24 protein-coding genes are annotated in these 25,252 nt (G+C 64.7%); 15 read left to right on the top strand and 9 right to left on the bottom strand.

Features of this window, described 5'->3' with window-relative positions:
* Positions 1 to 18 precede the first annotated feature (18 nt).
* Together HOP53_RS04490 and HOP53_RS04485 are read left to right on the top strand one after the other, a co-directional pair.
* The gene (locus HOP53_RS04490; RefSeq protein WP_234268888.1) at positions 19 to 720 is read left to right on the top strand and encodes a CoA transferase subunit A; all 702 of its coding nucleotides are present in this window, start codon (positions 19 to 21) and stop codon (positions 718 to 720) included.
* 75 nt (positions 721 to 795) lie between these two features.
* On the top strand, positions 796 to 1,455 hold the full coding sequence (locus HOP53_RS04485) for a CoA transferase subunit B (RefSeq protein ID WP_010628649.1): 660 nt from the start codon (positions 796 to 798) through the stop codon (positions 1,453 to 1,455).
* Positions 1,456 to 1,680: 225 nt separating this feature from the next.
* Here HOP53_RS04485 and HOP53_RS04480 read toward each other — a convergent pair whose 3' ends face one another.
* The 3 genes from HOP53_RS04480 to HOP53_RS04470 form a co-directional block, all read right to left on the bottom strand.
* Entirely contained in the window at positions 1,681 to 2,448 is a 768-nt protein-coding gene (locus HOP53_RS04480; protein ID WP_234268887.1) for a VOC family protein, read from the bottom strand.
* A 148-nt stretch (positions 2,449 to 2,596) separates the two neighbouring features.
* Entirely contained in the window at positions 2,597 to 2,857 is a 261-nt protein-coding gene (locus HOP53_RS04475) for a GrxA family glutaredoxin (RefSeq protein WP_086511371.1), read from the bottom strand.
* Between the two features lie 119 nt (positions 2,858 to 2,976).
* Positions 2,977 to 3,798 (bottom strand): inositol monophosphatase family protein, encoded by an 822-nt coding sequence (locus HOP53_RS04470; protein WP_234268885.1) that lies wholly within the window; start codon positions 3,796 to 3,798, stop codon positions 2,977 to 2,979.
* 128 nt (positions 3,799 to 3,926) lie between these two features.
* On the opposite strand from HOP53_RS04470, the gene hybE reads away from it, so the two are divergent.
* Both hybE and HOP53_RS04460 read left to right on the top strand, forming a co-directional pair.
* Positions 3,927 to 4,373, top strand: coding sequence for a [NiFe]-hydrogenase assembly chaperone HybE (gene hybE, locus HOP53_RS04465; RefSeq protein ID WP_234268884.1), 447 nt, complete (start codon positions 3,927 to 3,929; stop codon positions 4,371 to 4,373).
* 85 nt (positions 4,374 to 4,458) lie between these two features.
* A complete protein-coding gene (locus HOP53_RS04460; protein ID WP_234268883.1) occupies positions 4,459 to 5,232 on the top strand; it encodes a 3-hydroxybutyrate dehydrogenase in 774 nt (257 codons plus the stop codon).
* A gap of 164 nt (positions 5,233 to 5,396) precedes the next feature.
* Here HOP53_RS04460 and HOP53_RS04455 read toward each other — a convergent pair whose 3' ends face one another.
* Together HOP53_RS04455 and HOP53_RS04450 are read right to left on the bottom strand one after the other, a co-directional pair.
* Complete coding sequence (locus HOP53_RS04455; protein ID WP_234268882.1) at positions 5,397 to 5,936, bottom strand: response regulator transcription factor; 540 nt, start codon at positions 5,934 to 5,936, stop codon at positions 5,397 to 5,399.
* A gap of 14 nt (positions 5,937 to 5,950) precedes the next feature.
* Positions 5,951 to 7,216, bottom strand: a complete 1,266-nt coding sequence (locus tag HOP53_RS04450) for an ATP-binding protein (RefSeq protein WP_234268880.1) — start codon at positions 7,214 to 7,216, stop codon at positions 5,951 to 5,953.
* 185 nt (positions 7,217 to 7,401) lie between these two features.
* On the opposite strand from HOP53_RS04450, the gene HOP53_RS04445 reads away from it, so the two are divergent.
* The 3 genes from HOP53_RS04445 to HOP53_RS04435 are packed head-to-tail and all read left to right on the top strand — an operon-like array spanning position 7,402 to position 10,354.
* The gene (locus HOP53_RS04445) at positions 7,402 to 8,991 is read left to right on the top strand and encodes a peptide chain release factor 3 (RefSeq protein WP_234268879.1); all 1,590 of its coding nucleotides are present in this window, start codon (positions 7,402 to 7,404) and stop codon (positions 8,989 to 8,991) included.
* 48 nt (positions 8,992 to 9,039) lie between these two features.
* A complete protein-coding gene (gene mscL / locus HOP53_RS04440) occupies positions 9,040 to 9,528 on the top strand; it encodes a large conductance mechanosensitive channel protein MscL (RefSeq protein ID WP_234268878.1) in 489 nt (162 codons plus the stop codon).
* A 46-nt stretch (positions 9,529 to 9,574) separates the two neighbouring features.
* Entirely contained in the window at positions 9,575 to 10,354 is a 780-nt protein-coding gene (locus HOP53_RS04435; RefSeq protein ID WP_234268876.1) for a TatD family hydrolase, read from the top strand.
* On the opposite strand, the gene ygfZ is transcribed toward HOP53_RS04435, so the two are convergent.
* A complete protein-coding gene (ygfZ, locus tag HOP53_RS04430; RefSeq protein ID WP_234268875.1) occupies positions 10,351 to 11,379 on the bottom strand; it encodes a CAF17-like 4Fe-4S cluster assembly/insertion protein YgfZ in 1,029 nt (342 codons plus the stop codon). The genes HOP53_RS04435 and ygfZ overlap by 4 nt on opposite strands.
* A 138-nt stretch (positions 11,380 to 11,517) precedes the next feature.
* Between ygfZ and HOP53_RS04425 the strand changes: the two genes are divergently transcribed.
* The 4 genes from HOP53_RS04425 (at position 11,518) to nei (ending at position 15,496) form a co-directional block, all read left to right on the top strand.
* Positions 11,518 to 11,715 (top strand): hypothetical protein, encoded by a 198-nt coding sequence (locus HOP53_RS04425; protein ID WP_234268874.1) that lies wholly within the window; start codon positions 11,518 to 11,520, stop codon positions 11,713 to 11,715.
* Between the two features lie 44 nt (positions 11,716 to 11,759).
* On the top strand, positions 11,760 to 12,179 hold the full coding sequence (locus HOP53_RS04420; protein ID WP_234268873.1) for an OsmC family protein: 420 nt from the start codon (positions 11,760 to 11,762) through the stop codon (positions 12,177 to 12,179).
* A 122-nt stretch (positions 12,180 to 12,301) separates the two neighbouring features.
* Positions 12,302 to 14,323, top strand: a complete 2,022-nt coding sequence (gene uvrB / locus HOP53_RS04415; RefSeq protein WP_234268872.1) for an excinuclease ABC subunit UvrB — start codon at positions 12,302 to 12,304, stop codon at positions 14,321 to 14,323.
* 351 nt (positions 14,324 to 14,674) lie between these two features.
* Positions 14,675 to 15,496 (top strand): endonuclease VIII, encoded by an 822-nt coding sequence (gene nei / locus HOP53_RS04410; protein WP_234268871.1) that lies wholly within the window; start codon positions 14,675 to 14,677, stop codon positions 15,494 to 15,496.
* Positions 15,497 to 15,619: 123 nt separating this feature from the next.
* On the opposite strand, the gene HOP53_RS04405 is transcribed toward nei, so the two are convergent.
* Complete coding sequence (locus tag HOP53_RS04405; RefSeq protein WP_234268870.1) at positions 15,620 to 17,407, bottom strand: thiamine pyrophosphate-requiring protein; 1,788 nt, start codon at positions 17,405 to 17,407, stop codon at positions 15,620 to 15,622.
* A gap of 264 nt (positions 17,408 to 17,671) precedes the next feature.
* Between HOP53_RS04405 and HOP53_RS04400 the strand changes: the two genes are divergently transcribed.
* The 3 genes from HOP53_RS04400 to HOP53_RS04390 all read left to right on the top strand — a co-directional run bounded on the left by HOP53_RS04400 (position 17,672) and on the right by HOP53_RS04390 (position 21,768).
* Positions 17,672 to 19,177, top strand: coding sequence for a fumarate hydratase (locus HOP53_RS04400; protein WP_234268869.1), 1,506 nt, complete (start codon positions 17,672 to 17,674; stop codon positions 19,175 to 19,177).
* Positions 19,178 to 19,282: 105 nt separating this feature from the next.
* Positions 19,283 to 20,701, top strand: a complete 1,419-nt coding sequence (gene cls, locus HOP53_RS04395) for a cardiolipin synthase (protein WP_234268868.1) — start codon at positions 19,283 to 19,285, stop codon at positions 20,699 to 20,701.
* A gap of 149 nt (positions 20,702 to 20,850) precedes the next feature.
* A complete protein-coding gene (locus HOP53_RS04390) occupies positions 20,851 to 21,768 on the top strand; it encodes a LysR substrate-binding domain-containing protein (protein WP_234268867.1) in 918 nt (305 codons plus the stop codon).
* A 151-nt stretch (positions 21,769 to 21,919) separates the two neighbouring features.
* Here the strand turns inward: HOP53_RS04390 and HOP53_RS04385 are convergent, their stop codons facing one another.
* On the bottom strand, positions 21,920 to 22,996 hold the full coding sequence (locus HOP53_RS04385) for a bifunctional nicotinamide-nucleotide adenylyltransferase/Nudix hydroxylase (protein WP_234268866.1): 1,077 nt from the start codon (positions 22,994 to 22,996) through the stop codon (positions 21,920 to 21,922).
* A 107-nt stretch (positions 22,997 to 23,103) separates the two neighbouring features.
* Here HOP53_RS04385 and HOP53_RS04380 point away from each other — a divergent pair, with 107 nt between their 5' ends.
* Positions 23,104 to 24,036, top strand: a complete 933-nt coding sequence (locus HOP53_RS04380) for a YihY/virulence factor BrkB family protein (protein WP_234268865.1) — start codon at positions 23,104 to 23,106, stop codon at positions 24,034 to 24,036.
* A gap of 54 nt (positions 24,037 to 24,090) precedes the next feature.
* On the opposite strand, the gene HOP53_RS04375 is transcribed toward HOP53_RS04380, so the two are convergent.
* Positions 24,091 to 25,128, bottom strand: coding sequence for a Glu/Leu/Phe/Val family dehydrogenase (locus HOP53_RS04375; protein ID WP_234268864.1), 1,038 nt, complete (start codon positions 25,126 to 25,128; stop codon positions 24,091 to 24,093).
* Between the last annotated feature and the right edge of the window lie 124 nt (positions 25,129 to 25,252).

Raw genomic sequence — 25,252 nt, 5'->3', positions numbered from 1 at the left:
ACAAGACGAGGCTTTGCGATGTCAGGTTTCGACAAGCGCGTGTATTCCTACGAAGAAGCGATGGACGGCATCGAAAGCGGCATGACCATGGTTGCCGGCGGCTTCGGCCTGTGCGGCATCCCGGAAAACCTGATTGCCGAGGTCAAGCGTCGCGGCGTCAAGGATCTGACCGTCATCTCCAACAACTGCGGCGTTGACGGCTTCGGCCTGGGCCTGCTGCTGGAAGACAAGCAGATCAAGCGCTTCTACGCCTCCTACGTGGGCGAGAATGCCCTGTTCGAACAGCAGATGCTCAACGATGAGATCGAAGTGATCCTGACCCCCCAGGGCACCCTGGCCGAGAAGATGCGCGCTGGAGGCGCCGGTATTCCCGCCTTCTATACAGCGACCGGCTACGGCACGCCGATCGGTGAGGGCAAGGAGGTGCGCGAGTTCAACGGTCGCCACTACATTCTCGAGGAGGCGTTCCACGCCGATTTCGCCATCGTCAAGGGCTGGAAGGCCGACCGCTACGGCAACGTGGTGTATCGCGACACGGCGCAGAACTTCAACCCGCTGGCCGCTACCTGCGGCAAGATCACCGTGGTGGAGGTCGAGGAGATCGTCGAGCCGGGTGAGCTGCGCCCCGACCAGATCCATACGCCGGGTATCTACGTCGACCGCATCATCCAGGGCACTTTCGAGAAGCGTATCGAGAAGCGCACGGTGCGCGAGGGCTGAGCCCGCCACCGCAGCCGCCGGTAATGACCGGCATCGAACGTATCGCTTCTCCACCGAACACAAGAGGCAAACAAGATGGCACTGACTCGCGAACAGATGGCACAGCGCGTGGCGCAAGAGCTCAAGGACGGTTTCTACGTCAACCTGGGTATCGGTATTCCCACCCTGGTGGCCAATTACGTACCGGATGGCATCGATGTGATGCTGCAGTCGGAAAACGGCCTGCTCGGCATGGGGCGTTTCCCCACCGAGGACGAGGTCGATCCGGACATGATCAATGCCGGTAAGCAGACCGTCACGGCCCGCCCCGGTGCGGCCATCTTCAATTCCGCGGAATCCTTCGCCATGATCCGTGGTGGCCATGTCGACCTGACCGTGCTCGGTGCCTTCGAGGTGGATCAGGAGGGCAACATCGCCTCGTGGATGGTACCCGGCAAGCTGATCAAGGGCATGGGCGGCGCCATGGATCTGGTGGCGGGTGCCGAGAACATCATCTGCACCATGACCCACGCCTCCAAGCACGGTGAATCCAAACTGCTCGAGAAGTGCACGCTGCCGCTGACCGGCGCCGGTTGCATCAACCGCGTGCTCACCGATCTCGCTTACCTGGAGATCGAGAACGGCGCCTTCGTGCTCAAGGAGCGCGCCCCGGGAGTGAGCGTGGAAGAGATCGTCGAGAAGACCGCCGGCAAGCTGATCGTGCCCGATCACGTGCCGGAAATGACCTTCGACTGACGCGCCAGCAGCCCAGCAATGTGCTCGAACCGATCGGCGATGCCGGTCGGTTCGGCTGCGCTACCAGGCTCGCGCCCTCATTCAGGGCTCGGGCCTTTTCATTGCTGGGGGGTGATGAATTTATGACCAGCCTTGGCGAAGCGCGTCGCTAGCGGAATGTTGCCGCTTGTCACGCTGTCTTGCACAGCGTTATCCACAATTTCTGTGGATAACGCGAGAGAGCCCTCAGGTGATCTCGCAGCGGGTGTGGTGGGGCAGCAGAAGCTCCACGGCACGCTCGTGGTCGCCGCTCAAACGCTTCTGCATCAGGGCCAGGCCGCCCAGGCAGATCCGGTGCTCGTCTCCTTCGGCGAAGGCCAGACGCTGCGAGCAGGTTGGATAGAAGCGGTACTCGAGCAGTGGCGATACCGGGAAGATGCCGTGCTGGCGCTCTTCGCTGCCTTCGAGTCCGGCAGCCGCAAGAGCATTGTCGAGTAGCTCGAAGCGGCTGCCCAGTCGTTCGCAGTCGAAACCGGCGTGGTGCACACTGGGCCCCATCACGGCAATCCAGGCCGCCAGCGGGTGGGCGTCCTGGAGCTTGAGGTAGTCGTTCCAGTTGGGCATGGCCCAGGGACGCCCGCGGCACAGCAGGTTCTTGCCGCGGGTGTCCTGGGGGTGGGTCTGACTCACCAGCTCGGTCAGCTTTTCTCGCGGTTCCCGCGACAGTGTGCCGAGCTGGAGTTCTGCCAGCACCAGCCAGGTGCCGTCTTCCGGTGGTGCCAGCAGGCACACCAGCAAACCACGGTCGGCCATGGCGTAGCGGTGCACGGGACGGTAGCCGAGGTGCCCCAGCGTCGGCAGCAGGTCCTGCGTGCTGAAGGGAGGCTGGCTGAGCGTGAGCAGGGTCAAATATTCGACCGGTGCGTCCGTCGGCCACAGGCGAAGCATTCCCACATCGGGATGATGGTGAATGTAATCGAGCCAGAGTTGCTGCAGGAATTCTTCCCGTTGCATCGTGCGGTTCCTTTGTCCGGATGCGCCTCGTATTGGACTTCAGTATAGGGGCTGGCCAGGAACGGCTTTCAACGCGGGGGGAACGTTAAACGGGAATTGAACGCTGGCGCTGGGCCGGTGTCGTCACCGGCGCCAGCGTTCGGCAGGCTCATGCCATCAGGGCATTGTCGCGCACGTACTGGTCGAATTCGGTGAAGCCGCCGACATGGTTCTGGTCGATGAAGATCTGGGGCACGGTCGACACCGGTTTGCCGATGGTCTTCTCCAGGTCGGCCTTGCTGATGCCTTCGGCCCAGATGTCCACGTAGCGGTGGCCTTCGATCACGTTGGCGCTTTCCAGGCGCTGGGCGAGGTCCTGGGCGCGCACGCAGAAGGGGCAGCCGGGACGACCGAAGATGACCACGAACATAGAAGATGTCTCCTGAAGATGTTTTGTCTGGCGACATTGTGACGGATGAGGGCCGCCGGGGCCAATAGGGCACTGCTAGCGACACGATTAGGGCGTGCTATTGCCCCGCAACGGCACGCTCAGTCATAGCGGAGTTCGTTGGCGTCGGCGGCGCGCAGCAGATCCCCCAGCTCGGCGTGAATCTCGGGCGCGCTGACCAGAATGTTCTCGCCGTAGAGATCTTCCGGAATGCCCTTGGGGCAAGGGTAGAGATGGCCGGTACGCGCCCCGGCTTCACGGGCGATCAGCACGCCGGCAGCGAAATCCCAGGGCGAAACGCTCTCGTAATAGGCATCGAGACGGCCGCAGGCGACATCGCATAGATCGAGGGCGGCGGAGCCGTTGCGGCGCACGTCCTGACAGTGCTCGAGCACGGCCATCAAGCGGCGGATCAGCGGCGGACGGCTGTCGCGCCGGTAGGGGAAACCGGTTGCGACCAGGCAGCGCTGCAGGTTGGCCCTGTGGCTGGTGTGGATCGGCTTGCCGTTGCACCAGACGCCCTGGCCGTAGAGGGCTGTGTAGGTTTCACCGAGAAACGGAGCATGTACCACCCCGAGGCGCGTCTTGCCTTCGCTGACCCAGGCGATGGAAACGGCAACGTGGCGCAGGCCGTGGGCGAAGTTGACGGTACCGTCGATAGGATCGATGACCCATAGCGACTCGGCCGTGCTCATCACCTCGCGATCGGGCGCCAGCTCTTCGCTCAATCGCTGTTCGCCGGGCAGGCTGGCTTCCAGGCGCTCGCTGATCAGCGTATCCACCGCCACGTCCACGTCGGTGACCAGCTCCTGACCGTTCTTGAGCTGCTGATTGAAGGCTTGGCCGTGTCTGGCCGCCACGATCTTCTCGCCGGCTTCCCGGGCGATGTCGATGGCCAGTTCAAGACGCTGCTGGGGGAGCATGGGCATTCCTCGTCGCGCATGGACCTGCCAGAATAGCAGCGATGAGGCGTTCTGCCGAACGGGGCGCCTGCCTGCACCTGCCCCGTATTCACCTCCCTGAGATTCACCTACATGGAAAGGAGCATGCCATGCTGGCCCCGACGCCCGAGCAGTACCGGCGCCTGAACGAGATGGCCGAGGCCTGGCGGCGACGACAGGGTGCCGCACTTGAAGCGACACCGACCGCCAACCCGCTGCTGGATGTCGATGCGCTGTGCTTTCAGGCCAGCCCCGATCACGGCGAGGCGTCCGTCGGGCGCGGCTATCTGGTAGGGGCCCTGGTCAGCCCCGTCTCGCTGTCGCTGGTGCTGTTTCCTGCCTTTGCCAGCGCTCGGGCGCCTGCGGAAGGTGAGCGGCGGGCGTTCGATCTGCCCTCTGGCCGTTACCCCTTCGTTGCCGAAGTATTGGGCACGGATCTCTGGCTGTGGCGCTGCGAGCTGCTCGACGACTTGAGCGACCTGGAATCCCGCGAGGAGGGGAGCCGTCTGGCCCAGCGGTTGATGGAAAAGGTCATGACCCCCGTGGGCGAAGCGTAAGACTTCCGGTGGGCTGGTCGTGGCCGTGTGCCCCGGCTTATGCTGGGATTCAGGTCTTCCATCCTCGTGTAGAAGGATTTACCCCATGAGCAATGCAACCGCTACCGTGCCACGCGTCGCCCTGGTAACGGGAACCGCCAGCGGCATCGGCGAGGCCGTGGTACATCAGTTTCGCGAGCTCGGTCACCAGGTGCTGGCCGTCGACTTCAATGATCAGGCCAGGGCCAAGGCCGATGCCGTGGGGGCGGCGTTCTTCCAGGCCGATCTCAGCGACGGTGAAGCGTGCAAGGCGGCCGTGGCGGAGGCGATCAAGCGCTTCGGCAAGATCGATATCCTGGTCAACAATGCCGGGATCCAGCACGTCTCGCCCATCGAGGACTTTCCCGAGGCCAAATGGCGCCAGATCATCGATCTGATGCTGACGGCGCCTTTCCTGTTGACCCAGGCCGCATGGCCTTCCATGCGCGAGAACGGCTGGGGGCGTATCGTCAATATCGCCTCGGTGCATGCCCAGGTCGCCTCGCCGGGCAAGTCGGCCTACATCAGCGCCAAGCACGGCTTGATCGGGTTGACCAAGACGGCGGCGCTGGAGGGTGGCCCCCAGGGCATCACCGCCAACGCCATCTGTCCGGCCTACGTGAAGACGCCGCTGGTGGAGAACCAGATCGCCGATCAGGCCCGGCTGCACAATATGGACGAGCAGGACGTGGTCGAGCAGATCATGCTCAAGAATGCCGCGGTGAAGCGCCTGATCGATCCCGAGGAAGTGTCGGCGCTGGTGGCCTACCTGGCCTCGGATGCGGCAGGCGCGGTAACGGGCTCGAGCTGGAATATAGATCTGGGTTGGACGGCCCAGTGACATACGCTCGCGGCCTTTCCGGCGACAGGTCTCGCGGAGGCGCTGTGAACCCATCCCTGGGCGCTATATTTGCCTTCCCTGGCAAATAACCTCCGCTACGACCTGTCCCCGGCGCCGCTTGCCTGGGTGGCGCTAAGCCGGGGCAGGGCCTTACTGGACTAGAACTACCGCCGCACCGGGCGTTTCTGCAGCTTGCGCTGCAGGGTGCGGCGGTGCATGCCCAGGGCACGGGCGGTGGCGGAGATGTTGCCGTCGTGCTCCTGCAACACCTTCTGGATGTGCTCCCAGGCGATGCGGTTGATCGAGGGCGGCGATTCCGCCACCTCGGCATCCGGATCGCCCTGCTGCTGGTCGAGGGCAGCGAGGATCTCGTCGGCATCGGCCGGTTTGCACAGGTAGTTGACGGCGCCGAGCTTGATCGCTTCCACGGCGGTGGCGATGCTCGAGTAGCCCGTCAGCACCACGATGCGGCAGTTGGGTACCGCATCGAGCAGCTCGGGCAGCAGCTTCAGGCCCGAGCTGTGTTCCAGCTTGAGGTCCAGGGTGGCCAGCTCGGGGCGGTGGCGGCGGGCCAGGCTCAGCGCCTGCTCCGCGTCGTGGGCTACCAGCACCTCGTATCCGCGCCTGCTCAGGGCGCGTGACAGCACGTGACAGAACATTTCGTCGTCATCGATGATCAGCAGGCGTGTTTCGGCGTCTTGCATGGCGTCCTCGTCGCTCAGGGCTCGCTGTGCGGCAGGATCACTTCGGTCAGCGTCCCCCCGTCAGGATGATTATACAGGCTAACACCGCCGCCGAAGCGGTTGATGGTGGCGTGGGTCAGGAACAGGCCGATACCGAGCCCTTTGCTCTTGGTCGAGACGAAGGTTTCGCCCAGCTGATCGGCGATCTCCAGGCTGACGCCGGGGCCGTGGTCGCGAATGTCGATGATCGACTCTTCGTCGTTCCAGTCCAGACGAATGCTGACGTCGTCGGGGTTGGCATCGGCAGCGTTGTTGAGCAGATTGGTGATGGCCTGATCCAGCGTGGTGTCGACCTTGAGCCAAGGCGTGCCGCGCTGCTCGGCGATCTCCAGGCGGTGGCTGACGTCGGGGCGCAGCACCAGCCAGCGCTGCACGACGCCTTGCAACCATTTGCGAGCATCGCACACCTCGGGTTCGGCCATGCGCCTGCGGTCGGTGCTTTCCACCAGGTGTCGCAGGCGCGACTTGCATACGTCCACCTGGCGGCGCAGCAGCTCGATGTCCTCGATAAGGGCGGGGTCGTTCTTGGCGTCTTCGCGCATCTCGCTGAGCAGCACCGCCATCGTCGACAGCGGCGTGCCCAGCTCGTGGGCGGTGCCGGCTGCCTGGGTGGCCACCGCCACGATCTGCTCGTTGCGCAGCGCCGCCTCGCGGGTCTGGGAGAGTGCCTGCTCACGGCTGCGCAGGGCGTGGGCCATCTTGAAGATGAAGAAGGTCACCAGACCTGCCGAGAGACCGAAGTTGATCCACATGCCGAGGATGTGAAGATTGACCCCCACGGCGTCGTAGTAATGGGCGAACTGAGGGACCGGGTGGTAGACCCACATCAGCAAGGTGTACGACCCCATGGCGGCGCTGGCGATGATCCAGGCGTAGCGCCAGGGCAAGGTGGCGGCGGCGATGGTCACCGGCACCAGGTAGTAGTTGATGAAGGGGTTGCTGGAGCCGCCGGTGAGATAGAACAGCAGGGTCAGGCCGATGGTGTCGGCCAGCAGATGCAGCACGTACTCGGTGTGGCTGACCGCCCACTGGCGGCCCAGGCGCCACCAGGTGAAGAGGTTGACCAGCCCCATGCAGACGATCACCCCGATCACCGCCGCCACTTCGATCTCGAAATGCAGCAATTCGACGCCGACGATGGTGGCGATCAGAAAGCCGGTCCAGGTGATGCCGCGCACCAGGGTCAGACGCACCAGGTTGCGGCTGGGGGTCGAGAGCGGCAGGGGTGGGGCGGTTGGCATGGGGGCTCCAGCGAAGAATCCGCCCACATGATACCTTGTCGTGCCCTCCTGCGGGCAGGTGGACGCTCTTGGCATGCGCTTTCGGCGTGACTGGCCTACACCTGGACGGGGCAAAGCCGTAGAATGCGGCCCACTGCTCATTCACGCACTGCCGCAGGCGGTGCCACTAGACGAATTCGAGACTGATGTCAGACGCCGATCTGGCCCGCGAAGTCGGGCTGCGTAGAACCTTTGCGATCATCTCGCACCCCGACGCGGGCAAGACCACCATCACCGAGAAGATGCTGCTGTTCGGAAATGCGATTCAGTTGGCCGGCTCGGTGAAGAGCAAGCGCAACGATCGCCACGCCACCTCCGACTGGATGAAGATGGAGCAGGAGCGGGGCATCTCCGTCACCACCTCGGTGATGCAGTTCCCCTATGGCGGTCGCATGGTCAACCTGCTCGACACTCCGGGCCACGAGGACTTCTCCGAGGATACCTACCGCACGCTGACGGCGGTGGACTCGGCGCTGATGGTCATCGACGGTGCCAAGGGCGTCGAGGACCGAACCATCAAGCTGATGGAGGTGTGCCGCCTGCGCACCACGCCGATTCTCACCTTCGTCAACAAGATGGACCGCGACATCCGCGACCCCATCGAGGTGATGGACGAGGTGGAGACGGTGTTGAACATCCAGTGCGCCCCGATGACCTGGCCGATCGGCATGGGCCGTCACTTCAAGGGGGTCTACCACCTCTACAACGACGTGATCCACCTCTACACCCAGGGCCAGGGCAATCGCATCCCCGACGACAAGCGCATCGAGGGGCTCGACAACCCCGAGGTCGATGCGGTGCTCGGCGCGGAAGCGGCCGAGGAGCTGCGCATGGAGGTGGAGCTGGTGCGCGGCGCCTCCCATGAGTTCGATCTCGAGGCCTATCGCCGCGGCGAGCTCACGCCGGTCTATTTCGGTACCGCCATGGGCAACTTCGGCGTACGCGAGATGCTCGACGGCTTCGTCGAGTATGCGCCGCCGCCACAGCCTCGCGAGACCGATACGCGCACCGTCGAGGCCAACGACAGCCGCTTCACCGGCTTCGTGTTCAAGATCCAGGCCAACATGGACCCCAAGCACCGTGACCGCATCGCCTTCCTGCGGGTCTGTTCGGGCAAGTACGAGAAGAACATGAAGATGCGCCATGTTCGCATCGGCAAGGACGTCAAGATCGCCGACGCCCTGACCTTCATGGCCTCCGACCGTGCCCACGTGGAAGAGGCCTGGCCCGGCGACATCATCGGCCTGCACAACCACGGCACCATCCAGATCGGCGATACCTTCACCATGGGCGAGGACATGCGCTTCACCGGCATTCCCCACTTCGCCCCGGAGCTGTTCAAGCGCGTGCAGCTCAAGGATCCGCTCAAGCTCAAGGCGCTGCAGAAGGGCCTGCAGCAGCTCTCCGAGGAGGGCGCCACCCAGCTGTTCCAGCCGCTGGACAACAACGACCTGATCCTCGGCGCCGTGGGCACCCTGCAGTTCGACGTGGTCGCTCACCGGCTCAAGGAGGAGTACAAGGTCGATTGCGTCTACGAGCCGGTCAACGTGCAGACCGCGCGCTGGATCTACTGCGACGACGCCAAGAAGCTCGAGGAGTTCAAGCGCAAGGCGAGCGCCAACCTGGCGCTGGATGGCGGTGGCTACCTGACCTATATTGCACCCACCAGGGTCAATCTGCAGATGACCCAGGAGCGCTGGCCGGAGATCCGTTTCGCGGCAACTCGCGAGCACTGAGTCGAACGGGCCAGGCGACATATCAGCGTGGTGTTGGGGATCGATTCCATGGCATCGAAAATGCTGAAGGAGTTCCGCGAGTTTGCGGCCAAGGGCAATGTGGTCGACATGGCGGTAGGCATCATCATCGGGGCTGCCTTCACCTCCATCGTCAACAGTCTGGTGAGCGACCTCTTCACCCCGCTGATCGGTCTGGCGACCGGTGGGATGAATTTCACCAACCAGTTCCTGGTGCTGCGGGACGGTCCTGGCGGCGAGGTGTACCACACTCTGGAACAGGCGCAGGCGGCCGGCGCGGTGACGCTCAACTACGGCCTGTTCCTCAACGCGGTGCTGTCGTTCCTGATCGTCGCCTTTGCCACCTTCCTGCTTATTCGCTACATCAATCGGCTCAAGAACCTGGCCTTCACCCCCGAGGTGGCGGCGCCGCCCACGGTCAAGGACTGCCCTTTTTGTCTGAGCAAGATTCCGCTGCCGGCCACGCGCTGCCCGGCATGCACCTCGCAGCTGCCAGCCACCCAGCCCGAGCCGGAGTGACCCGGGTGCCAGCGTGGCTCCGGCCACGCAAGGGAGTACGACACGGATGTTGATCGACGCCCACTGCCACCTCGACTTCGAGGCCTTCGACGACGACCGCGAGGCGATGTTCGAACGCGCCAGGGCGGCCGGTGTCGGGCATTTCCTGGTGCCGGGCACGACCCGCGAGAGGTGGCCCGCCGTGCTGGCGCTGGGCCAGCGTGACGACGTGCACGTCAGCCTGGGACTGCACCCCTATTTCATGCACGAACACGGCACAGGCGACGTCGAGGCACTGACTCGCTTGCTGGATGAGCACCCCGAGGTGCAGGCGCTGGGCGAGTGCGGCATCGATGCGCGCTTCGAGGAGACACTCGACGAGCAGTGGCAGCTGTTCGATGCCCAACTGCGACTGGCCAAGGCGCGCCGGCTACCGGTGGTGATTCACTGCGTGCATGCCAACGATAAGGTCTCCAAGCGCCTGCGCCAGCTCGACCTGCCGGCGGGCGGCTTGATTCACGCCTTCGCCGGCTCGCCGGATCAGGCCTGGAAGTTTCTCGATCTCGGCTTCGTGGTGGGGCTGGGCGGTGCAGTCACCTACGAGCGCGCCCAGCGCCTGTGGCGCGCAGTGAAGAGCCTGCCCGAGGACGGCTTCGTGCTGGAGACCGACAGCCCCGACATGCCGCTGTGCGGCTACCAGGGGCAGCGCAACGAGCCTGCCCGAATCGTTCAGGTGTGCGAGATGGTGGCCAAGCTACGCGGCGAGACGCCCGAGGCGGTCGCCGCACAAAGTACGGCGACCGCGGGGAGAGTCTTCGGCTTGGATCTGGGCGAGGGTGCGGCCTAGGCCAGACTTTCCGGATCGAGCCGTTCGATCGGGTAGGGGAGAGGCAGCAGGGTCACGCTACGATCCTCGAGGCTGAGCGGGCCGATCTCCTCGCGGGTGGTGAGCACGGCGAGCAGCTCGACGCCACCCTCGTTGTCGCGCTCCGCGGCGATCACTTCCCCGCCACTCTTGCCATTCTCGTCGACGATGGCGCTGCCCAGCTCCGGCAACTGGTCGCTCTCGAGTCGGCAGTGCGCCAGCCGCTTCTTCACCTGGCCGCGAAAGTGCGCGCGAGCCACCACCTCCTGGCCGGTGTAGCAGCCCTTCTTGAAGCTGATGCCACCCAGTGCCTCCCAGTTTATCATCTGCGGCAGCAGGCCGTCCTGGTGGGCGGCAGTGAGCCAGGCAAGCCCGGCCCGGATGTCCTGCAGGCACCACTCGGCGTTGCCGACCAGTGTCGCTTGATCGGCCAGGGCGCTGACTGTTGCGACAGCCTGCTCCCGGGGCAGGCAGATCAACACGCGTGGCTGCGGCCCGGGATGAGCCAGTAGCTGGCGCTCCGCGTCGCCGGCCTGATGCCACAGGCTGGGGGCTGGAATGTCGAAATGGCGGGCGGCGATGGCCGGTGCGTCGGCGCCGATCAAACCCAGCAGTGCCAGGTCGTCGCGAACGCTGAGCTCGCTCTTGTAGAACGGGGCGAACTTCTTCAGGTGATCGCGCAGCGGCTCCACCAGGTCACGGTGCAGGATCAGACGGTAGCGCTCGGGGCTGATGCGCAGCAGTTGGGCGTTGGCCAGCATGCGTCCCTTGGCGTTGCAGAAACAGGTCAAGGGCGCGAAGCCACCATTGGCCAGCTCGACCTGAGCGCTGGTCTGGCCCTGCAGCAGCTTGTCGGCAGCCGTGCCGACCACGTCGAGGACGGCGAGGTGGACGAGTGGCGTCACCTTGACGTTCGACGCAGCCTGCTGGCCCGGCTCGCCGATCTCGAACTCGACCCGTGAATCGCTCGTGCGGCGCCCCTCCAGGGCGGTTGTCCAATCACTCATTATGCCTGTGGCTCCAGGTCGTCATGTCGGGGATATATCGTTCGGTATGCGGGCGGCGAGGGCGGATTGCAAGCGATGTCGCACTGCAACGCTCATGTTAGACTGCTTATTACCTTATTCCACGGTAGGGAGTCATGCATGCCGCATCAGTCGCTCGATTTCACCGGTGTGGAAAACGCCGAGCAGGTGAATCGCATTACCACCGCCCTGATGATGGTGAATGGGGTGGAGAGTGCCGAGGTGGGGCGCCACGGTGCCGAGGTGGAAGGCCGCGTCAGTCGTGAAGCGCTGATCCGTGCCGTCGAGGCGCTCAAGCTGCCCATCCAGGTCAAGTAGCCCCATTCAGCCGCACCCATCTAACTGCAAGAGCGGAGCGTACAATGAAACAGACCATCGAAATCGTCAGCGAGCGGAATCGTATCTTGCGTCAGCGGGTGCGGATTGCGGGCTTCGAGGACCTTTACGTCGACGTACCCAAGGCCTTTGGCGGCGAGGAGAGCGCCCCCGATCCTCATGACTATTTCGACCTCTCGCTGGGAGCCTGCAAGGCGATCACGGCGCAGATGTACGCCCAGCGTAAGCAGTGGCCGCTGGAGGGCGTCAGCGTCAGGGTCAATCGCGACGTCAGCGATGAACGCAAAGGCGTTTATCGACTCGAAGTGGTGATGACCTTCCACGGCATCGAGGACGAGGCGCAGCGCCTGCGGCTGGAAGAGATCAGCCACAAGTGCCCCATCCACCGTCTCATGACCAGCGCCACCGTGGAAGTCACCACGCGCAGTACCGTCGAGGCGGCATGAAGGCTGCAGCGCTCCTATACTCACGAAGTTGCCGCACCGAGACGTGCTGCTGATGCACGGACCAAGACGAACCATCGAGACAGCAGGCGCCCCAGGGCGCCTGATGCATGCCCGGAGCCGCGATGAGCAAGCCGTTTCGCCTCAATTCGAAGTTCAAGCCTGCCGGTGACCAGCCGGCCGCCGTCGAAAGCCTGGTGAAGGGGCTGGAGGCGGGCCTGGCCCATCAGACCCTGCTCGGCGTGACCGGCTCGGGCAAGACCTTCACCATGGCCAACGTGGTGGAGCGGCTGCAGCGCCCGACCATCGTCATGGCGCCCAACAAGACCCTGGCCGCCCAGCTCTACGGCGAGTTCAAGTCGTTCTTCCCCGACAACGCCATCGAGTACTTCGTCTCTTATTACGACTACTACCAGCCGGAGGCGTACGTCCCCTCGTCGGACACCTTCATCGAGAAGGACGCCTCGATCAACGACCACATCGAGCAGATGCGGCTCTCGGCGACCAAGGCGCTGCTGGAGCGGCGCGATGCGCTGATCGTGGTCTCGGTCTCGGCGATATACGGCCTCGGCGATCCCGATCAGTACCTCAAGATGCGTTTGCACTTCACCCGCGGCGAGCTGATCGATCAGCGCCGCTTCCTGCGTCGTCTGGCGGAGCTGCAGTACACCCGCAACGACATGGATTTCAAACGCGCTACCTACCGGGTGCGCGGCGACGTGATCGACATCTATCCGGCAGACTCCGACGAAGAGGCGGTACGGGTGGAACTGTTCGGCGACGAGATCGACTCGATCCGTCTGTTCGATCCGCTCACCGGCGAAACCCGCGGCGAAGTGCCGCGCATGACGATCTATCCCAAGAGTCACTACGTGACGCCGCGGGAGACGATCATCTCGGCCGCCGAGGCGATCAAGGCCGAGCTGGTCGAGCGCCTCGAATGGCTGCGCAAGAACGACCGTCTGGTGGAGGCGCAGCGATTGGAGCAGCGCACCCTCTACGACCTGGAGATGATGAACGAACTGGGCTACTGCAACGGCATAGAGAACTACTCGCGCTACCTCTCCGGCCGCAATCCCGGCGAGCCGCCGCCCACTTTCTTCGACTACCTGCCCGACGACGCGCTGCTGTTTATCGATGAATCCCACGTCAGCGTTCCCCAGGTTGGCGGCATGTACAAGGGCGACCGCTCGCGCAAGGAGACGCTGGTGGAGTACGGCTTCCGCCTGCCCTCGGCGCTGGATAACCGCCCGATGACCTTCGAGGAGTGGGAGAGCATCTGTCCGCAGACGATCTTCGTCTCGGCCACGCCCGGCCCCTACGAGGCCGAACATGCCGGCCAGGTAGTGGAGCAGGTGGTGCGCCCGACCGGGCTGGTCGACCCGGAAATCGAGGTACGCCCGGCCTCGACCCAGGTCGACGATCTGCTCTCCGAGATCCGCCTGCGTGCCGACGTCGGCGAGCGGGTGCTGGTCACCACCCTGACCAAGCGCATGGCAGAGGATCTCACCGAGTACCTCGACGAGCACGACGTGCGGGTGCGCTACCTGCACTCCGACATCGACACCGTGGAGCGGGTCGAGATCATCCGCGACCTGCGTCTGGGCAACTTCGACGTGCTGGTGGGCATCAACCTGCTGCGCGAGGGGCTCGACATTCCCGAGGTCTCGCTGGTGGCGATCCTCGATGCGGACAAGGAGGGCTTCCTGCGCAACGAGCGCTCGCTGATCCAGACCATCGGCCGGGCGGCGCGCAACGCCCACGGCAAGGCGATCCTCTATGCCGACCGAACGACCGACTCCATGCGTCGCGCCATCGACGAGACCGAGCGGCGCCGCGCCAAGCAGATCGCCCACAACGAGGAGCATGGCATCACGCCCACTACCGTGACCCGCTCGGTGGCCGACATCATGGAGGCGGCTCAGGCGCCGGGGCGCAAGGGCAAGGGACGGCGCAGCGAGCGCAAGGTGGCCGAGGGCGCGGCGATCTACGACCTCAACGCGCTCTCGCCGATCGATCTGGCCAAGGAGGTCTCGCGGGTCGAGGACGCCATGTTCGAGGCGGCCCAGAACCTGGAGTTCGAGGAGGCGGCCAGGCTGCGTGACCGGCTGCATGAGCTTAAGGAGCGGCAGCTGGCTCTGGGGTAGGCATCGTTGATTGACTGCTGCGCTCGATATCTTGCCCGCCGACGGTATCGAGGCGTCGAACCGTCGCAATCCTCATTGAGCAGCAAGCTAACTCCGGTTGCTGCGCTCCGGCGGCGGGCAACCTCTCTTCGCTCGCGACGCCAATCCACAGATGCTCTTTCGTATATCGAGGAGCCATAATGCCACGGAGCGAGGGGCGCCGGGGGCAGGCCGAAGAGGAGGTCTTTTGCCAGGGATGGCAAAAGTAGCGCCCAGGGATGGGTTCACAGCGCCTCCTCACAGGCCTGTCCGCGGATCAGCCCGAGCGGCCCATGATCGCCGGATTCGTTGCTGAGATCGTAAGGAAAAGGGATGCCCGAAGGCCCTGAGATTCGCCGTGCCGCCGACCGTCTGCACGAGCAGCTTGCCGGCAGGCGGCTGGAGTCCGTGTGGTTCGCCTTCCCCGAACTGGCCGCCGAGGCCGACTCGCTGGTGGGGCGAGAGGTCACGGCGGTGGACAGCTGGGGCAAGGCGTTGCTGACCCGCTTCGACGACGGTCGCGTGCTCTACAGCCACAACCAGCTCTACGGCCTATGGAAGCTCCACGACGCCGAACGCGAGCCCGATACCGAGCGCTCGCTGCGCGTACGGCTGACGGCGGAAGGACGCTCGGCCAGCCTCTACAGCGCCTCGGACGTCTCGCTGTGGCCGGCCGAGCGGCTCGCCGAGCATCCGTTTCTCTCCCGTCTCGGCCCCGACCTGCTGACCCACGGGGTCACGCCGGAGCAGGCCGTGGCGCGTTTGAGCGAGCCGCGCTTCGTGCGCCGTCGGCTGGGCGGGCTGCTGCTCGATCAGGCACCTTTCGCCGGCATCGGCAACTACCTGCGCTCCGAAATCCTGTTCTTCGCCGGGCTGTCGCCCACGGCCCGGGTCGCCGACCTGAGCGCCGTGCGACTGCAAGAGCTGGCGCGTACCATCCTCGCCGTGACGCGACAGGCCTACGAACAGGCCGGCGTGACCAACCGCGGCGAGTGGGCGGTCGCTGCCAGGCGGCACGGCGAGAGCCGACGGCTCAGTCGCTTTGCCGTGTTCGAGCGCGACGGCAGGCCGTGTCACGCCTGCGGCACGCCGATCGAGCGACTGACGGTCGCCTCGCGTCGGCTCTATCGCTGCCCGAGCTGTCAGCCCGATTGAACGATTTATCTCGCCAGCATTTATACCGTTATCTTCCTGTTGATCTCTGCCGCAGGCGAGTGTTGTGGCCCGGTTACGCCGCCGCATGACCGGGCCGGGTAGGCTACGTCTTGGGCCTGGGGATCACTTCTTGCGCCTGAACAGCGAACGGCCCATTTGCTTGGCCGAAAGTTTGGCGCTGTGCAGGCCGCTGGAGTCGCCCTTGAGCATTGAGGCGAGGTAGCTCTTGGCCTGCTCGAACTCGATGTGCGGGGGCAGGGGAGCGATGTCGCCGTCGGTATAGGCGTTGATCACCACCGGACGGTCGGCGGCGAGGGCCTCGTCCCATACCCGGTCGATGTCGTCGGGCTCGCGCATGACCAGGCCCTTGAAACCGAGCAGCTCGGCGTACTGATCGTAGCGGAACTCGGGCAGCTCCTGGGAAGTATCGAACTTGGGGTCGCCTTCCATGACTCGCTGCTCCCAGGTCACCTGGCTCAGGTCGTGGTTGTTGAGCACCAGCACGATGCAGCGCGGGTCTTCCCACTCCTGCCAGTACTTGGCCAGGGTGATCAGGGCATTGTTGCCCAGCATCTGCATGGCGCCGTCGCCGACCAGCGCGATGGCAGGGCGGCCAGGGTGGCAGAACTTGGCGGCGACCAGGTAGGGCACGCCGTTGCCCATCGAGGCCAGTCCGCCGGAAACGGAGCCCAGCATGCCGCGACGGATCTTCAGGTTGCGCGCATACCAGTTGGTGGCGCTACCCACGTCGCAGGTGAGCATGACGTCGTCCGGCAGGCGTGGTGAAAGGCGCTGGAACACGAGTTGCGGGTTGATCGGCGTGGCCTCGGTGGCGGCACGCGCCTCGGTCTTCTCCCACCAGTCGTCGATCCAGCCCTGCACCTGCTTGCGCCACTTGCTGTTGCGCTTGCGCTTGAGGCGTTCGGCCAGGGCTGCCAAGGTGGCGCCGGCATCGCCATGCAGGTTGACCTCGGTGGGGTAGCGCACGCCCAGGGCTTCCGGTACCACGTCGATCTGAATGGCGCGGGCCTGACCCGGTTCGGGCAGAAACTCCACATAGGGGAAGCGCGTGCCTACCATCAGCAGGGTGTCGCACTCCCTCATCATGCGGTCGCTGGCTTCGGTACCGAGCAGGCCGATGGAGCCGGTCACGCCGGGCAGGTCGTCGGGCACCATGGTCTTGGCCAGTATCGCCTTGGCGATGCCGGCGCCGGTCAGGTCGGCCACGCGAATCAGCTCGTCCACCGCATGCTTGACCCCGGCGCCGGCCAGGATGGCGACCTTCTTGCCGGACTTCAGAATTTCCGCGGCGGCGTCCAGGTCGGCGGGCTCGGGCAACTGCTGGGGAAACTGGTAGCCGACGCCGGAGAATACCGCGCCATGTTCCCTGGGCGGATCTTCCATGGGCAGGTCCTGCACGTCGTTAGGCAGGATCACGCAGGTCACGGTGCGTCGGGCGATGGCGATACGCATGGCCTGGTCGATGACGTGACGGGCCTGAGCCGGCTCGGTGACCATCTGCACGTACTCGCTGGCGACGTCCTTGAACAGCGCCATCAGGTCGAGTTCCTGCTGATAGTCGGTGCCCAGGCTCTTGCGCGCCTGCTGACCGACGATGGCCACGGTGGGCATGTGGTCCTTGCGCGCATCGTAGAGGCCGTTGAGCAGGTGCACCGCGCCGGGGCCGGAGGTGGCCACGCAGACGCCGACCTCATCGCTGAACTTGGCATGCGCACAGGCCATGAAGGCCGCCACTTCCTCGTGGCGGGGCTGAATGAGGCGGGGATTGCCTTCGGCGCGGCGCAGGGCGGACATCACGCCGTTGATGCCGTCGCCTGAGTAGCCGTACAGCCGCTCCACACCCCATTCGCGCAGGCGGGAGACGAGGAAATCGGACACGGTGGGTTGCATGATCGGCTCCTTGATCGTGACGCTACGTTCCATGAGTCCATGACTGACTAACAGCTAGCGTAGAGGTGGTGGTCCAGGGCGACAAATCGATCTGGCTTTTATACCGTTATCTTCTCGAGCCGTTACCACCAGGGTTCGACCTTGGCGGCATGAACCTGTCTAGCAGGCCGCGATACGGTATAATTCGCCCCCGTTCGAACCCGCCGCTTCGCGCTTGCGAATCCAGAAGCGGGCATGCCGACACTGCCGAGGAGTTCCTTGCACATGACCGTGATCCGCCAGGACGATTTGATCCAGAGCGTCGCCGACGCCCTGCAGTACATCTCCTACTACCATCCCAAGGATTTCATCGACGCCATGGCGGCGGCGTACGAGCGGGAGGAGAACCCGGCGGCCAAGGACGCCATCGCCCAGATTCTGATCAACTCGCGCATGTGCGCCATGGGCCACCGTCCGATCTGTCAGGACACCGGCATCGTCACCGTGTTCGTGCATGTGGGCATGAACGTGCGCTGGGACGCCGAGATGAGCCTCGACGACATGATCAACGAGGGCGTGCGTCGTGCCTACCAGCTGCCCGACAACGTGCTGCGCGCCTCGGTGCTGGCCGATCCGGACGGCGCCCGCAAGAACACCGGCGACAACACGCCGGCGATCATCCATCACAAGATCGTGCCCGGCGACAAGGTCGAGGTCCACGTGGCGGCCAAGGGCGGCGGCAGCGAGGCGAAGTCCAAGTTCGCCATGCTCAACCCGTCGGACAGCGTGGTCGACTGGGTGCTCGAGCAGCTGCCCAAGATGGGCGCCGGCTGGTGTCCGCCCGGCATGCTCGGCATTGGCATCGGCGGTACCGCCGAGAAGGCCATGGAGATCGCCAAGGAGGCGCTGCTCGATCCCATCGACATCCAGGAGCTGCAGGCGCGCGGTGCGTCCAACCGTGCCGAGGAGCTGCGCCTGGAGCTGTTCGACAAGGTCAACAAGAGCGGCATTGGCGCCCAGGGTCTGGGCGGCCTGACCACGGTGCTCGACATCAAGGTCAAGGACTACCCGACCCACGCCGCCAACAAGCCGGTGGCGATCATCCCCAACTGCGCCGCCACCCGTCATGCGCACTTCACCCTGGACGGTTCCGGCCCGGCGGCACTGCCGGTGCCCAAGCTGGAAGACTGGCCGGAGATCACCCGCGAGGCGGGTGACAACGTCAAGCGCGTGAACCTGGACACGGTCACCCCGGAAGAGGTGCAGACCTGGCAGCCGGGCGACACCCTGCTGCTCAACGGTAAGCTGCTCACCGGTCGAGATGCCGCGCACAAGCGCATGGTCGACATGCTTGCCAAGGGCGAAGAACTGCCAGTCGACATGAAAGGCCGCTTCATCTATTACGTCGGGCCGGTGGATCCGGTGGGCGACGAGGTGGTCGGTCCGGCAGGCCCCACGACCGCCACGCGGATGGACAAGTTCACCCGCACCATGCTGGAAGAGACTGGCCTGCTGGGCATGGTGGGCAAGGCCGAGCGCGGCCCGGCCGCCATCGAGGCGATCCGCGACAACAAGGCGGTGTATCTGATGGCCGTGGGCGGCTCCGCCTACCTGGTGGCCCAGGCGATCAAGAAGTCCCGCGTGGTCGGCTTCGCCGACCTGGGCATGGAAGCGATTTACGAGTTCGAGGTCGAGGACATGCCGGTCACCGTGGCGGTGGACAGCCAGGGCACCTCGGTGCACCAGACCGGCCCCGCCAAGTGGAAGGAGATCATCGCCGAGCGCGCATGATGTGGCTACGGAACCTCTAGTTCCATAGGCAAACGGCCCCGCCAGCTGGCGGGGCCGTTGTAGTCTAAGGTATGCTTCAGATTGCTGTTTTTACAGGGAGAGATCATGGCATCCTGGCTGTTCGGCCTGGCGATATTCATGGTACATCTGCTGGGCTTCGTCTCGGCGGTCCTGGCGCTGCTTTCCAGCCGCACCTCGCAGGGGGCCGTGGCCTGGATCATCTCTCTCGTCACCTTTCCCTACCTGGCGGTACCGGCGTTCTGGATCTTCGGTCGGCCGCGCTTCTATGGTTACGTTTCCGCCCGCGGCGAGCGCGATACCGTACTGCGGAGGATTCTCGCTCGCTATCGGGAACGGCTGGAGCCGTTCCTGGCCTATACCCGCAACCCCGATATCCGCGCCGTGGAGCAGTTGGCCATGATGCCGTTGACCAGCGGCAATCAGGCCGAATTGCTGATCGACGGCAAGGCAACGTTCGATAGCCTGTTCGCCGGCATCGATTCCGCCCGCGACTATGTGCTGATCCAGTTCTTCATCGTGCGCAACGACGCGCTGGGACACCGGCTCAAGGAGCACCTGCTGCGCGCCGCGCAGCGAGGGGTCCGGGTCTACTTCCTGTTCGACGAGGTCGGTAGCCGCAAGCTGTCCGAAGGTTATCTGCATGAATTGAGAGAGGGGGGCGTCGAGACCAGTGCGTTCCGCTCCTCACGAGGCTTCAAGCATCGCTTTCAGCTCAATTTCCGCAACCATCGCAAGATCCTCGTCGTCGATGGCAACGAGGGCTGGCTCGGCGGCTTCAACGTGGGGGTGGAGTACCTGGGCCAGCATCCGCGCCACGGCCCCTGGCGCGATACCCACCTCAAGCTCACCGGTCCCAGCGTGCTGGGGTTGCAGGAGGCGTTCTGGGAAGATTGGCACTGGGCCACGGGGACAGTGCTCAATCTGAGCTGGGAGCCGCACGTCACCTGCGAGGAGTGCCACAACGTGGTGATCGTGCCCTCGGGGCCCGCCGACCGGCAGGAGACGGCCAGTCTGCTGGTGCAGCATGCCATCCACAGCGCACACGAGAGGCTATGGGTCACGAGCCCTTATTTCGTACCTGATCAAGGCGTGCAGGATGCACTGCGGCTCGCCGCCATGCGCGGCGTCGACGTGCGCATCATGATGCCCGAGCATCCCGATCATCTGCTCATTTACCTCTCGGCCTTTTCGTTCCTGCCCGACATGGTGCGGGCCGGGGTCAAGGTCTATCGCTACCAGCCCGGCTTCCTGCACCAGAAGGTGATTCTCATCGACGACAGTGCGGCATCGGTTGGCACGGTGAACCTCGACAACCGCTCGTTTCGCCTGAATTTCGAGATTACCGCCTTCATTCCCGACCGACGTTTTGCCGCCCAGGTGCGCCTGATGCTGGAGCGCGATTTCGCCGACTGCCGCCGCATCGGTTACGACGAGTTGCAGAATCGCCCGCTGTGGAGCAAGCTCGTCTCGCGGGCGGCCTATCTCACTGCGCCCATTCAGTAGCGCATCGGTAGCTGTGCCGGGCGCGGCCAAAGTCGCTTGGGTTAAGTGGACGGCTGGGGTAAATTAGGCAACGCCTAACATTCTCTCATTTCTGAGTTTTTGTGCAGGGCACCTAACTTGATTTGCGATGGCTGTGAGCGGGAGTCCCGGTGAACCTCGAGACAAAATGGCTGGAAGATTTCGTGGCCTTGGCCAATACCCGCAGCTTCTCCGCCTCCGCCCGGCAGCGCCATGTCACCCAGCCGGCCTTCAGTCGCCGCATTCGCTCCCTGGAGCAGGCCGTAGGCGTGACCCTCGTCGACCGCTCTACCACGCCCATCAACCTGACCCCGGAAGGGCAGCTGTTCCTGGTTACGGCGCGCAATCTGGTGGAACAGCTCAACGAGTGCCTGGGGCATCTGCGCGGCGTATCCATGGCGCGCGAGGCGCTGGATATCGTCGCAGCCCACTCGCTGGCACTGAGCTTCTACCCCGAGTGGATTTCACGCTTGCAGGAAGGGCTGGGCGAGCTGCCGACACGTCTCGTGGCCATGAACGTGGGCGAGGCCATCCACGTGCTGCGTGAGGGCAACTGCGATCTGATGCTGGCCTATCACGATCCGTACGCGACCATGCAGCTCGATGCGGAAGTGTTTCCCTCCTTCTCCATCGGTCAGGTCAAGATGCTGCCCATCAGTATTCCCGATGCCAAGGGGCAGCCGCGCTTCAGCCTCGACAGCAAGGAGACGATTCCCTATCTGGCCTATACCCAGGGCGCTTTCCTGGGGCGCAGCGTGCGTATGCTACTCAAGAACGACCCGCTGCGCCTGCGCCTGCGCACCGTCTACGAAACCGCCATGGCGGAAGGGCTCAAGGGCATGGTGCTGCAAGGGGTGGGGCTGGCCTGGATACCCGACTTCTGCGTGCGCGAAGAGCTCAAGAGCGGCAAGCTAGTACGCGCCGGCGGTGAGCAGTGGGACGTACCGCTGGAGATCCGTCTCTACCGCTGCTCGCTGGTGCACAAGCCGGGGGTCGAGAAGCTTTGGCGGCAGATGATGAAGTTGCCCCGGGATTTCCTCCAAGCCTGAAAAAAGCACTCCACGGCTGGCTGCGCCGCCCAATCGCTGCGTTACGCGGTGCTCGCAGGCGTCACATATACCCCATATGCTCCACCTCCTGCGCTCCGGGCGCCTTGCGCTTGAGCCGCTCGCCGACCCGTGAAGCACTTTTTGTATGTCGCTAGATCCCGCTGAAATCGGCCGGCAGGCCGAGAAAATTCTGAATGATGAAGAAGTGGTCCTCGAACAGGCTGTCCGGTTCGAGTTCGGCCAGCGGTACCCAGCGTGCGTGGTCGCCGCCCTTGACCGGCTTGAGCTGGGGCAACTGCTGGTCGGGACGCAGAGCGAAGTAGAAGGCCTCGGCCAGGGTGCGCCCGCGCCAGCTGCGGTGGGGCTCGTCGAACAGCCGCTGCCCGCGCAGTGAGCCCTTGAGCACCGGCTCCGGCACCTTGAGCCTGACCCGCTCGCGCAACTCGCGCAGGCAGGCGTCGAGTAGGCGCTCATGGGGGTTGATGAAACCGCCGGGCAGCGCCAACAGTCCTTTCCCTGGGGCAGCGGTACGCCGCACCAGCAGCACGTGGCCCGACTGCACCACCACGGCGTTCACCGTGACGAAGATAGGAGGGTAGGGGGCGTTGGCCCAGGCCTGGCGGTACTGCTCCAGCAGCTTCTGTTCTTCCATCAGCTGCAGGTGCGCTTCATCGCCGGCGAAATCCCGTAGCGCCTCGCAGACGCCGGGAGGCAGATCATGGGTGGCGCCGGTGCTGAGGTAATCCTCGCTGGAGGAGGGGGAGCGGAACAATCTCTCGCGGATCTGGCTGGCCGAAATGCCTTCGACCAGCGGTACGCTGACCGACTCCCATTGGGGGAACAGCGATAGATAGTAGCTCGACTGGCCACGACTGGCGCCGATCAGCCCGATGCGTGGCAGGCGAGCGTGATGGTGGCCTGCGATATCGCGCACCTTGCGCTGCACGTCACGCACCCAGACGTCGTCGTTGTAGAGCGCATCCAGCAGCGGCACGATCTCGAGGCGCGCATTCTCCTCTTCGTCGAAACAGCTGCGCAGCAGTGCCTGGCGCTCGTCGAAGCGCCAAGGGTTGCGCAGCGAGCGCGCCTGCCAGGCCGACCCCACCAGGACGATCACCTGTCGCGCATGGCGCAGGGCCTCGTTGATGACCGCCAGATGTCCCAGGTGCGGCGGCTGAAACCGTCCGATGAATACGAGGCAGTCGAATTCATGATCGGTATCGCTCATCGCGCTTCCTTGGCTGGGGGTAGGGTGCTCCATTATGGGCGCGGGTGGCCCGGGGCTGCAACGCGGGGCCATGTGCCGACAGCTGGTTTTCAGTAGCGTATGCTGAAATGGTGGCCAAAGGCGAAGGAGGCGTCGTGCACAGATTCTCGATTCGGTTCTGGTGGAATACCGTTCAGCAGGCAATTTCCTTATGGCTGGAGCGCAATGCCTTCAGCTATGCCGGCTCGCTGGCTTTTTACACGCTTTTCTCGCTTGCGCCTACGGTCATCATTGCCGTCGCCGTGATTGGTATCGTCTTCGGTGAGGATGCCGCTCAAGGGCAGATCGTCGCACAGCTGCAGGGCACCCTGGGCGAGGAGGCGGCGCGGGCGGTGGAGCAGGCGGTGGCGGCGTCGCGCATCGAGGAGGCTGGTATCCTGCCGACGCTGCTCGGGGTCGCCGGGTTGCTCATAGGGGCCACCACCGTCTTCGCTCAGATGCAGTTCTCGCTCAACACCATCTGGGGGGTGACGGCCAAGCCCAGCCGCAACAGCGTGCTCATCTTTCTCAAGCAGCGCCTGCTGTCGCTCGCCGTGGTGCTGGCGATTGGCTTCATCCTGCTGGTGTCGCTGCTGGTGGGGATCATGATTCGTGCCATGCTCCAGGCGGTGGGCGATGCCATGCCGCTGCTTGGCGCTCTGACGGCCGGCGCCGAGTTCCTGGTTGCCCTGGCCGTGATCACGGCGCTGTTCGCCACCATCTTCAAGGTCCTGCCCGACGTGATGCTGGGCTGGCGGGACGTGCTGCTGGGTGCCGTGGTCACCGCGCTGCTGTTCGCCATCGGCCGCAGTGCGATCGCCTCCTACCTGGCCTATACCGCGACGGCCTCGACCTACGGGGCCGCCGGTTCGGTGGTCATGATCCTGCTGTGGGTCTACTACTCATCCCTCATTCTGCTGTTCGGAGCGGCGTTCACTCGCAGCTATCTGCTGGCCAGGGGGCGCGAAGTGGTACCACGCAACAGCGCCGTGATCGTCAAGCGCGAGCTGGTGATGGATTGACGAACGGGCAGCGAGCGGTGGCAGGCCGGGCGGATGCGCCGCCCGGCCCTGGCGTCAGCCAGCGAGGCGCTCGCGTGCCAGTTGATCCGCCACCGCGGCAGGGCTCTTGTCCTCGCTCTGCCCTCGGCTGAGGATCTCGTCCACCGTTTCGGCGATGCGCTCCACGTGCCGCATGACCGAGTCGCGGTTGTAGCGCTGGTGACGCTGGGCCTCGACTTCGATTACGCCGCCGGCGTTGGCCACGTAATCGGGCGTGTAGAGAATGCCGCGGGCCTGCAAGCGTCCGGCAACCGCTGCCGTTGCCAACTGGTTGTTGGCGGCGCCGCAAACCACCTTGGCCTTGAGCCGCTCGGCCACCTCGTCGGTCAGTACCGCGCCGAGGGCGCAGGGGGCGAAGACGTCCACGTCGGCATCGAAAATGGCCTCGGGCGCGACGCTCTCGGCGCTCAGTTCGCTGGCCAGCATGCCGAGGCTGTCACGATTGACATCGGTCAGCACCAGCTTGGCGCCGGCCTCGTGCAGCTCGCGGGCCAGGTGGGCACCGACATGCCCGACCCCTTGGATGGCGACGCGCAACCCTTGCAGGTCGCTGCGGCCGAGGCGATGGCGCACGGCGCTCTTCAGCGCGCAGAAAACGCCGTGGGCGGTGAAGGGCGAGGGGTCGCCCGAGTTGCCGTCGTGCCCCAGTCCGCTGACATGTGACGTCTCCTGACGAATCAGGCGCATGTCCTCCTCGCCGCTGCCGGAGTCCTCGGCGGTGATGTAGCGACCGCCCAGCGATTCCACCAGCCGGCCCATGGCGCGTAGCATGGCGGGGGTCTTGTCGCGACGCGGGTCGGCGATGATCACGGCCTTGCCGCCGCCCAGGGGCAGGTCGGCCAGAGCCGATTTGTAGGTCATGCCACGGGACAGGCGCAGTACGTCGGTCAGAGCGTCCGCTTCGCTGGCGTAGGGGTAGATGCGCAGTCCGCCCAGGGCAGGGCCGCGGCGTGTGTCGTGGATGGCGATGATGGCGCGCAGGCCGCTGGCCTCATCGCTGCCGAAGACGATCTGCTGATGATGGTCGAACTCGGGGTGGTCGAAGACCTGCATGGCGGTGTCTCCCTCGTGAGGATGCGTTGTTGTGATGTGGAGCGCAGTGGTTGGCACTGCTTCCGTTGGGCGGCCGTTGCTTGTGGCGTGACCGCATCCTTAGTATCAAGGTTAGAGCATCCGT

The organism is Billgrantia ethanolica (genome assembly GCF_021404305.1).
GTDB classification, from domain to species: Bacteria; Pseudomonadota; Gammaproteobacteria; order Pseudomonadales; family Halomonadaceae; genus Halomonas; species Halomonas ethanolica.
This window is presented reverse-complemented; position numbering and strand designations above follow the sequence as displayed.